Genomic DNA, 9,232 nt, shown 5'->3' with positions numbered 1-9,232 from the left:
TAAATCATATTGATGATCCCAGTGAGAGGAATGAAAAACTTTACCCTGAAATTTTTCAATGCCCGGAATATGCGGGATGTGCGGTACATGCAAAGGACCAGAGGCAAAAACCACAAATTGAGCCATTAAAGTCTGATCATTATTGAGTGAAAGTTTCCAGTCACAACTTTGCTCATTATATGTGGCCTCAAGAACTTCACAATTAAATTGGCAATATTTTTCTAAATCATAGTCGGTGACTAAAGTTTGTATATATTTAAAAATTTCAGGTGCTTCTGCATAGCGTTTTGACCAGTCACTCTTCGGTGCGAAAGAAAGAGAATACATATGCGATTGCACATCGCAGGCTGCACCAGGATATTGATTTTCGCGCCAGGTTCCGCCGACTTCACTGGCTTTTTCCAGAATTACGAAATCATGAATATGGCTTTGTAATAGATGTATAGCCATCGCTAACCCACCAAAGCCTGCCCCAATGATGGCAATTTTTGTATGTGTTGGTAGAGCTTGGGGCTGAGCTGGAGTATGCATTTTTTATTGGCCTTATGACATCTATTATTTTTATAGCTTATCGCAAGCGTTTGAAAACCGATATGATAGCCATGACAGAAAAATTGATAGTTTCGGCAATTTGCAAGCCGGAAAAATTATAGTAAAAATTGAGATGTTATTTTCCATATGATCCTGCTATGAAACGATCAATTCTCGGCTTGATGTATTTAATTCAGGGCATGCGTAAAGCAGGTGTGGCGGTTGATTCAAAACTTCAAAGTATTGGATTACATGCGGATGCTTTGGACCCTAGTTCAATTATTCATCCTAGCCTGGAATGGGATGTGCTTAAAGTGATTGGGCAGGGCGTTGAACCGGAAAAAGGTCTGTTTATTGGACAGCATTATGCACTTGCAGGTTATGGTCCTTTGCTGATGTTGCTGGTTACCAGTGAAAATCTGCGTACTGCTTTAGAGCAAGGAATTCGCTATCAGGCATTAACGCATTTAACCGGTGTCTTAAGCCTAAAATACAAAGCTCAAAAGGTGGCTTTATGTTATGCGCCTGAAGATTTAAACAGTGATCTGGGCTTGTTGCGGGCACAATGTGAAATCTCGGGAACATATAAATTTATTCAGGATCTTTATCAAATGATGGGGTTGAGTATTCCTCAAATACATATTGAACTGCCATTTCCATCGCCGGAAAATCAGCAGGTTTTAGAGGTTTACCATCATTACTATGGTGCTGAATTACAGTTTGCTGCCGAGTCTGCGGAATTCTGGTTTGATGAGAGCGTATTGGATGTGCAGATTCCTTCAGCAGATAAAATGACTTTTAATCTGTATGAAAGCAAATGTATAGCCGAGTTAGAGCGTTTAAAAATGGATGAGTCTGTTCCATCCTTGGTGCAGCGTGTACAAGATTATTTAGAACTACAAGAAGGGGTAATACCTACAATGGCGGAAACGGCACAAGCCCTGCAAATTCCAGAGCGAACATTGCGGCATCAATTGCAACAATTGCAAAGTAGTTATAAACAGATACGTGAGCAACTGATTAAAGACAAAGCTTTAAAGTTGATAGAATACAAGGAGTATTCTATTGAAATGATTGCAGAATTACTAGGCTATTCGGAGCCTGCCGCTTTTAATCATGCCTTTAAGCGCTGGTTTGGTCAAAGTCCACGTCAGTACTTTAAATAATTTCGTAAATAGCCTAAGTATATTAATGCCAAAGTGTTATATATTTCATCTCAATCTTCGCTATACTTTCAATAGCCTAAAATAGTATTCAATGATATGTCAGATTTAAATTCTAAGCACAGTACAGCCTTTATCCCTATGTCACCTGCGGAACGGTATGCGCAAGCGTTATCTTCTGGTCAGTTCATGCCAGATGAAGCACAGGCGCAAGCTGTACATGAGCTGGATCGGGTTTGGCAGGAATTGATTCAGCGTTTTAAAGCGTCAAAAAAAGCGTTTCGCCGTTTTCGCCGTCAAACTTCACCGCGCGGCGTATACATGTGGGGTGGTGTGGGACGTGGTAAAACCTGGTTAATGGATCAGTTTTTTGAGTCAATTCCGTTTCGCCGTAAAATGCGCATGCATTTCCATCATTTTATGCAGCATGTACACCGTGAATTGAATAAATTATCAGGACAGCGTAATCCGCTGGATCAGGTGGCAGACCAGATTTATCAACAGGCAGTCGTCATCTGTTTTGATGAGTTCTTTGTTTCTAATGTCACTGATGCTATGATTCTGAGTGAATTATTCCAGAAACTGTTTACCCGTGGCATTACTTTGGTGGCAACTTCAAATATTGCGCCAGATGGCTTATATAAAAACGGAATTCATCGTGACCGTTTCATGCCTACCATTGAAATGGTCAAAAAACATTGTGTCATTCTCAATGTAGATGCTGGTGTGGATTATCGTTTACGTGTGCTCAAACAGGCACAACTGTTTAAACATCCATTGACGCATGAGCATAAGCTCTGGATTGCCCAGCGTTTTACCGCTTTAACCCAGACCCAGACCCAGTCACAAGAACCAATCATCATTAATAACCGTATTGTAGAAACCATTGGTCATACCGAAGATGTATTGTGGTGCGAATATTCAGAGCTATGTTTAAAACCGCGTAGTCCGGCTGACTTTATTGAAATTGCCAACGTGTACAATACTGTGCTGGTGAGCAATGTGCCGCATCTCACCGATTACTTGTCGGAAGGTGCGCGCCGTTTTATTTATCTGGTTGATGAGTTCTATGATCGCGGCGTCAAACTGTTGCTGACTTCAGAAGACAGTATTATTGATATTTATCAAGGTGAAAAACTTGCTTTTGAAATTGAACGCACGCGTTCACGTTTACTGGAAATGCAGTCCGATGATTATCTGAACTCTGAACATCGACAAATACAGGGTTCAGCCTCGGAAGCCATCTAAATATCAAGCGCCTAATCAGGCGCTTTTTTATATAAATCTTTGCCTGATTTATCGACATTTTGGCTTATTCATGGCTTAATCTTTGCTCGACAGCGATGAGAAATAAAGCTTTTGCGTGGTTTTAAAGCAAAATTCTGCACTTAAGTCTAATTTCGACATTTTAAAAACTTTATAAACTATAAAAAGGTATTCAGGCAAATAATAATGTTGCATTTGTGATCTGTATTTTATTGAGTGATGTAGATATTCATTTATTAGAAAATGATCATTATTTAGGAATGTGATAGTACTATTCAGCTAAGTATAAATCGGTATACTAGAATCTCTTGTTATAAAAAGTAGCAATATCAGGAAAGACAATGACTGCACGTATTCAAAAAGGCAAGTTAGCGATTGCTAAAGAACTTTACGATTTCATCGAAAATGAAGCATTACCAGGTTCTGGTTTAGACAGTGAAACATACTGGAAAAACTTTGAACAAGTCGTTGTCGATCTTAGTCCAAAGAACAAAGCACTATTGGCTAAGCGTGACGACATTCAAGCAAAAATTGATGAATGGCACCGCAACAACAAATTTGAACTCGAAGCTTACAAAGCTTTCCTTAAAGAAATTGGCTACTTATTACCAGAAGTAGAAGATTTCCAAATCAGCACAGAAAATGTAGATGAAGAAATCGCATTATTGGCTGGTGCACAGTTGGTAGTACCTGTGCGTAATGCACGTTACTGCTTAAACGCTGCGAATGCACGTTGGGGCTCTTTATACGATGCGCTTTACGGTTTTGACGTGATCTCTGAAGAAGGTGGCGCGGAAAAAGGTAAGGGCTATAACCCGGTTCGTGGCGACAAAGTTATCGCATTTGCTAAAAACTTCTTAAATGAAACCTTCCCACTGGCAACTGGTTCGCATGCAGATGCGACTAAATATGCAGTTGAAGGTAAAAAGCTTGCAGTTACCTTAAAAGATGGTTCAACGACTACTTTAGAAAAAGAAGCTCAATTCGTTGGTTTTAATGGTGAAGAAGCAGCACCTACAGAAATCGTTCTTTTAAATAACGGTTTACACGTTGTAATTGAAATTGATGCAACAAGCCCAATTGGCAAAACTGACGCTGCTGGCGTGAAAGATCTTGTACTTGAAGCTGCGGTAACGACCATTCAAGACTTGGAAGACTCAATTGCGGCAGTTGACGCTGAAGAGAAGGTTGAAGGCTACCGTAACTGGTTAGGCTTAATGCGCGGTACACTTTCAGAGTCAATCGAGAAAAATGGCAAGACTGTTACTCGTACACTGAACCAAGACCGTACGCACAAGAACTTGATCGGTGGTGAAACGAAACTTCACGGTCGTTCATTGATGCTGCTTCGTAACGTGGGTCACTTGATGACAAATCCAGCGATCCTTGTAGATGGTCAAGAAATCTACGAAGGTATCATGGATGCGTTAATCACCCCATTGCTGACTTTTGCAGACATCAAAGGCGAAAACACGATCAAGAATTCACGTAAAGGTTCTATGTACATCGTGAAGCCAAAAATGCACGGTCCAGAAGAAGTTGCATTTGCGGTTGAGCTATTTGAACGTGCTGAACAGGCGCTTGGTTTACCTGCAAAAACTTTAAAAATCGGGATCATGGATGAAGAACGCCGTACATCTGTGAACTTGAAGAACTGTATCGCTCAAGCTAAAGACCGTACCATTTTCATCAACACCGGTTTCATGGACCGTACTGGTGATGAAATCCATACCTTTATGGAAGCAGGTCCATTCGTTCGTAAGGGTGAAGTGAAGTCACAAATCTGGTTCCCGGCATATGAAAACCGTAACGTGATGATTGGTCTTCAAGCAGGTTTACGTGGTAAAGCGCAAATTGGTAAAGGCATGTGGCCAAAACCGGACATGCTTGCAGACATGTACAAAACCAAGATTGAGCATCCAGAAGCTGGCGCAAGCTGTGCATGGGTTCCGTCTCCATCTGGCGCGGTGATTCACGCGATCCACTATCATCAATGCAACGTGTCTGAGCGTCAAAAAGAATTGTTGAATACTCAGCCATTATCATTAGATGACTTGTTAACGCCGCCTTTAGCGACTGATACCAACTGGTCTGAAGAAGAGAAAACCAAAGAGCTTGAAAATAACCTTCAAGGTATCTTGGGTTATGTCGTTCGTTGGGTTGACTTGGGTGTAGGTTGTTCTAAAGTTCCAGACATCAATGATGTTGGCTTGATGGAAGACCGTGCAACATTACGTATTTCTTCTCAACACGTTGCCAACTGGTTACGTCACGGTATTGTAACTGCTGAGCAAGTTGAAGAAGTAATGCAGCGTATGGCAAAAGTGGTTGATGAGCAAAATGCGAATGACCCGCTTTATACACCAATGGCGCCAAACTTCAACGGTTATGCATATCAAGCTGCTTATGACTTGGTATTCAAGGGTGGTGAACAGCCTTCTGGTTATACCGAGCCACTACTTCACGCAGCACGTTTGAAGTTAAAAGGTTATACAGGTGATTAATCCTCACACTGTTTAATAGAAAAAGCCTCTTCGGAGGCTTTTTTATTGTCTAAAAGTAACTAAAAGCCCTTTATTCTGGCACTTTAATGCATTCAGCTTTACATTAATCCTTAAAGCAGAATAAGTAAGGGATTTGATCATGCAAGCTTATCAATTTAATGATGAACAATTTATTGCAGGACACTGGCTGAAGGGTACTTCAACACATACGCTGAATAATCTTAATCTCTATACTCAAGAACTTATTCTGAAATTGCAGGCTGCTAGCCTGGTTGATGTAGATAGTGCCTATTTTGCTGCAGAGCGTAGTTTTGCGAGCTGGTCTCAATCTTCTCCATCCGAGCGTAAAAATATCATCCTTCGGGTTTTGGATGTGGTCAAAAATAGACGCGAAGAAATTGTTCACTGGTTAATTCAAGAATCCGGCAGTACACGTTTAAAAGCCAATCTTGAAGTAGATGCGGTATTGGGCATTATTAATGAGGCCATGACATTTCCTGAAAGAATGATAACCCGTGAATTGCAACCGACAGATCCGGACCGAAAAAGCTATGCAGTGCAGAAACCTTTAGGTGTCATTGCCGTGATTAGTCCCTGGAACTTTCCATTTCACCTGAGTATGCGTTCTGTGGTTACAGCAATTGCAATTGGAAATTGCGTGGTGTTAAAGCCTGCAACTGATACCCCGATTACAGGAGGACTATTACTGGCCAAAATTTTTGAAGAAGCAGGACTCCCTCAAGGTGTATTCAGCGTGGTTGCAGGTTTAGGCAGTGAAATTGGAGATTACTTTGTTGAGCACGATACGCCTAAAATGATTTCATTTACCGGTTCAACTTTAGTTGGAAAACGTGTCGGACAATTGGCAGTCAGGGGGAATCATCTGAAGCGAATTGCACTGGAACTGGGAGGTAATGCACCTTTAGTGGTTCTAGATGATGCAGATATCGATCTGGCGGTGGAGCTGGCTGTGATGGGACGTTTTTTGCATCAGGGGCAGATTTGTATGAGCACCAACCGAGTGATTGTCGATGCTAAAGTTTATGATGTTTTTGTTGAAAAACTGATTCAACGAACCAAAAATCTTAGCTATGGTGATCCTTCGAATGAAAACACGTTAATAGGGCCAATTATCAATGCTTCACAGGTAGAAAAAATAAGACAGATGATTAGCCAGGCATTACAAGAGGGAACAAAACTGGTGGTTCATGATGAGATTCAGGGAAATGTCATTCCGCCCCATATTTTTGTTGATGTAAATCCAGATTCCAGTTTAGCTAAAGAAGAAAGTTTTGGGCCAGTCCTACCGATCATTAAGGCACAAAATGAATCAGATGCCTTACGTTTAGCCAATGACACAGCTTATGGATTGTCGAGTGCAGTATGTACTAGCGACCTCGAGCGTGGAAAACATTTTGCGATGCAGATCGATGCCGGTATGACGCATCTCAATTCCATTACTGTAGCGGATCAACCGAATGCTCCTTTTGGGGGAGAGAAAAATTCAGGCCTAGGACGCTTTAATGGACAGTGGATATTGGAAGAGTTTAGCCGTACACATTGGTTAACGATTCCGAATACTGAAGGGCAGTAAAAGCCATTGTATAAAGTTATAATAGATTCAGCCTTATTATAAAATTGGACGTATGTGCGCTAACTTTAAACCGCTTACTCTAAAACAGTTACGTGATTTAAATCTTCCTGATATTCCATTTGAATATCCAGAGGAAGTCTATCCCAATTATGAGTTGCCTCTATTATTTAAGTCTGATCGAGGTTTGGAATGGAGAAAGGTGCATTTTGGCTTAATTCCGAAATGGGCGGAAGATAAAAGCATTGCACTGAGGACTTATAATGCACGTAATGAAACTCTTCTACAAAAGCCTACCTTCGTAAATGCGGTTTCAAAATTTAAATTTGGTGTCATCCCTGTTTGTGAGTTTTATGAGTCAAAGTATTTTGACGATAAACCACAGCGTTGGGGGATAAGACGTAAAGATGGTCAAGCAATTTATATTGCAGCTTTATATGAAATTTGCCGTATTGGAGACGAAATTATTCGTTCGGCAACCATGATTACCATGGACGCGATGGATCACCCTATGATGAAAGATTTTCATGAACCCGGAAATGTGAAACGCTCGGTGATCATTATTCCACGCGAGCGTTTAGATGAGTGGCTAAGCTGGAACTCACCAGATATCCATTCTTTTGTAGAAGGATTTCCGGAAGTAGAGTTTGAATGTTCCCATGTTCCAAAAGCAAAAATCGAAAAAATTAGTCCCCAACTTAATTTTTTCGATTAGCCCGCGATGATTAGGATAAATTTTTAAAAATAAGTTTAAGGCTTTCCATCATTTTCTCAATTTGTAACGGAGTGAGACCCTCGTAAGTCTGTTCCAGCACTATATTACTTAAATCCTTAATCTTACGCGTCATTTCTTGTCCTTTCTCGGTTAGCACAACGCGGGTAATACGAGCATCATCTTCACATGAATACGTTTCAACCAGCCCTTCATCTTTTAAACGATAGACGATTTTGGTCGTGGTCGACATTTTAGATACCACCATTTCTGATAGATCTGAGACACTCGCATGAGGTTTGGACTTTAGTGACAGTAAAATACGGCGACGTGAATTGTCGAGACCATACTTTTTCATTGCATGGTCTAGATTATTTACACATCGTGTATGGACCTGAGTAATCCAGTAATAAGGAAATTCCTCTAAACTAAAATCTTCACCGGGTGTAAGTAAAAATTTACTGTATTTTTTGGTCATTGTTTATTTTCCCCATTTTTAAGTTTTACTTATAATTTATTACCAAAACCTTTTTATTAAAAAAATATAATAAAAATGTATTAATTTTGTGTATTTTGCTAAAGTTTAAAAGAAAAAAAATCAGTGTGTAACTGAAATTTAAAAGTCAAACTTGGATTATCGTGATAAATTTTTAAAAATATGCTGCAGACTTTCCATCATTTTTTCAATTTGTAGAGGTGTTAAACCTTCAAAAGATTGTTCCAAAACTACATTGGTCAAGTCATTAATTTTTTGAGTCATTTGATTACCTTTCTCGGTTAAAACTACACGAGTAATACGGGCATCATCTTCACAAGAGTAAGTTTCAACTAAACCTTCATCTTTTAAACGATAAACGATTTTAGTGGTCGTTGACATTTTAGATACCATCATTTCAGAGAGCTCTGAAACACTGGCATGAGGCTTGGATTTTAAAGCAAGTAAAATACGACGACGTGAATTGTCTAGCCCATATTTTTTCAGAGCATGATCAACGTTTTGTACATATTGAGCATGTACCTGAGTTACCCAGTAATAGGGAAAATTTTCCAATTCAAAATTTTCTGTTGAGGGTAAAAATTTACTATATTTTTTCGTCATCTCTACTTTCTCCCTATAATTGTTGTAATTTTATTCTATTATTGTAACTTATTTTTAATAGAGTTAAAGTGAAAAATATATTTTTTACAACACTATAAAGTAAAACTTAAAATAAATTTGTGAACTAATTTTCATTTTTAGCCCAAATTAATGAGCTAAATTTTTAAAAATATATTTTAAGCTTTCCATCATTTTTTCAATTTGTAGGGGGGTGAGACCTTCGAAAGATTGTTCCAAAACCACATTGGTCAAGTCATTAATCTTATGTGTCATTTGATTACCTTTCTCGGTTAGGACAACGCGAGTAATACGAGCATCATCTTCACAAGAGTAAGTTTCAACTAAACCTTCATCTTTTAAACGATA

The 9,232-nt window shown here is 39.4% G+C and carries 8 protein-coding genes and 1 pseudogene; 5 read left to right on the top strand and 4 right to left on the bottom strand.

Annotated elements, in window-relative coordinates:
* A pseudogene (locus tag B2Y23_RS06560) lies at window positions 1-531 on the bottom strand (flavin-containing monooxygenase); the annotation flags it as partial.
* 158 nt (window positions 532-689) lie between these two features.
* Here B2Y23_RS06560 and B2Y23_RS06555 point away from each other — a divergent pair.
* The 5 genes from B2Y23_RS06555 (at window position 690) to B2Y23_RS06535 (ending at window position 7,770) form a co-directional block, all read left to right on the top strand.
* A complete protein-coding gene (locus B2Y23_RS06555) occupies window positions 690-1,697 on the top strand; it encodes an AraC family transcriptional regulator (protein ID WP_291369770.1) in 1,008 nt (335 codons plus the stop codon).
* Window positions 1,698-1,793: 96 nt separating this feature from the next.
* Window positions 1,794-2,942: a cell division protein ZapE gene (gene zapE / locus B2Y23_RS06550; RefSeq protein WP_291369769.1), complete on the top strand. Its 1,149-nt coding sequence runs from the start codon at window positions 1,794-1,796 to the stop codon at window positions 2,940-2,942.
* A gap of 359 nt (window positions 2,943-3,301) precedes the next feature.
* Window positions 3,302-5,464, top strand: coding sequence for a malate synthase G (locus B2Y23_RS06545; protein ID WP_291369768.1), 2,163 nt, complete (start codon window positions 3,302-3,304; stop codon window positions 5,462-5,464).
* A gap of 139 nt (window positions 5,465-5,603) precedes the next feature.
* The gene (locus B2Y23_RS06540; RefSeq protein WP_291369766.1) at window positions 5,604-7,058 is read left to right on the top strand and encodes an aldehyde dehydrogenase family protein; all 1,455 of its coding nucleotides are present in this window, start codon (window positions 5,604-5,606) and stop codon (window positions 7,056-7,058) included.
* A gap of 52 nt (window positions 7,059-7,110) precedes the next feature.
* Window positions 7,111-7,770: an SOS response-associated peptidase family protein gene (locus B2Y23_RS06535; RefSeq protein ID WP_291369764.1), complete on the top strand. Its 660-nt coding sequence runs from the start codon at window positions 7,111-7,113 to the stop codon at window positions 7,768-7,770.
* A 10-nt stretch (window positions 7,771-7,780) separates the two neighbouring features.
* Here B2Y23_RS06535 and B2Y23_RS06530 read toward each other — a convergent pair whose 3' ends face one another.
* The 3 genes from B2Y23_RS06530 to B2Y23_RS06520 all read right to left on the bottom strand — a co-directional run.
* Window positions 7,781-8,245: a MarR family winged helix-turn-helix transcriptional regulator gene (locus B2Y23_RS06530; protein ID WP_291369762.1), complete on the bottom strand. Its 465-nt coding sequence runs from the start codon at window positions 8,243-8,245 to the stop codon at window positions 7,781-7,783.
* A 156-nt stretch (window positions 8,246-8,401) separates the two neighbouring features.
* Window positions 8,402-8,866: a MarR family winged helix-turn-helix transcriptional regulator gene (locus B2Y23_RS06525; protein WP_291356880.1), complete on the bottom strand. Its 465-nt coding sequence runs from the start codon at window positions 8,864-8,866 to the stop codon at window positions 8,402-8,404.
* 147 nt (window positions 8,867-9,013) lie between these two features.
* Window positions 9,014-9,232 (bottom strand): MarR family winged helix-turn-helix transcriptional regulator (locus B2Y23_RS06520; RefSeq protein WP_291369760.1); only part of this gene is annotated, 219 nt, incomplete at its 5' end.

The sequence above is a fragment of the Acinetobacter sp. UBA5934 genome, from assembly GCF_002430855.1.
In the GTDB taxonomy this organism is placed as follows: Bacteria; Pseudomonadota; Gammaproteobacteria; order Pseudomonadales; family Moraxellaceae; genus Acinetobacter.
Note: the sequence above shows the minus strand (reverse complement) of the source record. Positions and strands in the feature narration are given on the sequence as shown.

What these genes read in the sequence shown, in the direction of transcription:
- B2Y23_RS06530 (WP_291369762.1), bottom strand. Translation starts at nt 8,245, where the DNA reads ATGACCAAAAAATACAGTAAATTTTTACTTACACCCGGTGAAGATTTT.
- B2Y23_RS06535 (WP_291369764.1), top strand. Translation starts at nt 7,111, where the DNA reads ATGTGCGCTAACTTTAAACCGCTTACTCTAAAACAGTTACGTGATTTA.
- B2Y23_RS06525 (WP_291356880.1), bottom strand. Translation starts at nt 8,866, where the DNA reads ATGACGAAAAAATATAGTAAATTTTTACCCTCAACAGAAAATTTTGAA.
- zapE (WP_291369769.1), top strand. Translation starts at nt 1,794, where the DNA reads ATGTCAGATTTAAATTCTAAGCACAGTACAGCCTTTATCCCTATGTCA.
- B2Y23_RS06540 (WP_291369766.1), top strand. Translation starts at nt 5,604, where the DNA reads ATGCAAGCTTATCAATTTAATGATGAACAATTTATTGCAGGACACTGG.
- B2Y23_RS06555 (WP_291369770.1), top strand. Translation starts at nt 690, where the DNA reads ATGAAACGATCAATTCTCGGCTTGATGTATTTAATTCAGGGCATGCGT.
- B2Y23_RS06545 (WP_291369768.1), top strand. Translation starts at nt 3,302, where the DNA reads ATGACTGCACGTATTCAAAAAGGCAAGTTAGCGATTGCTAAAGAACTT.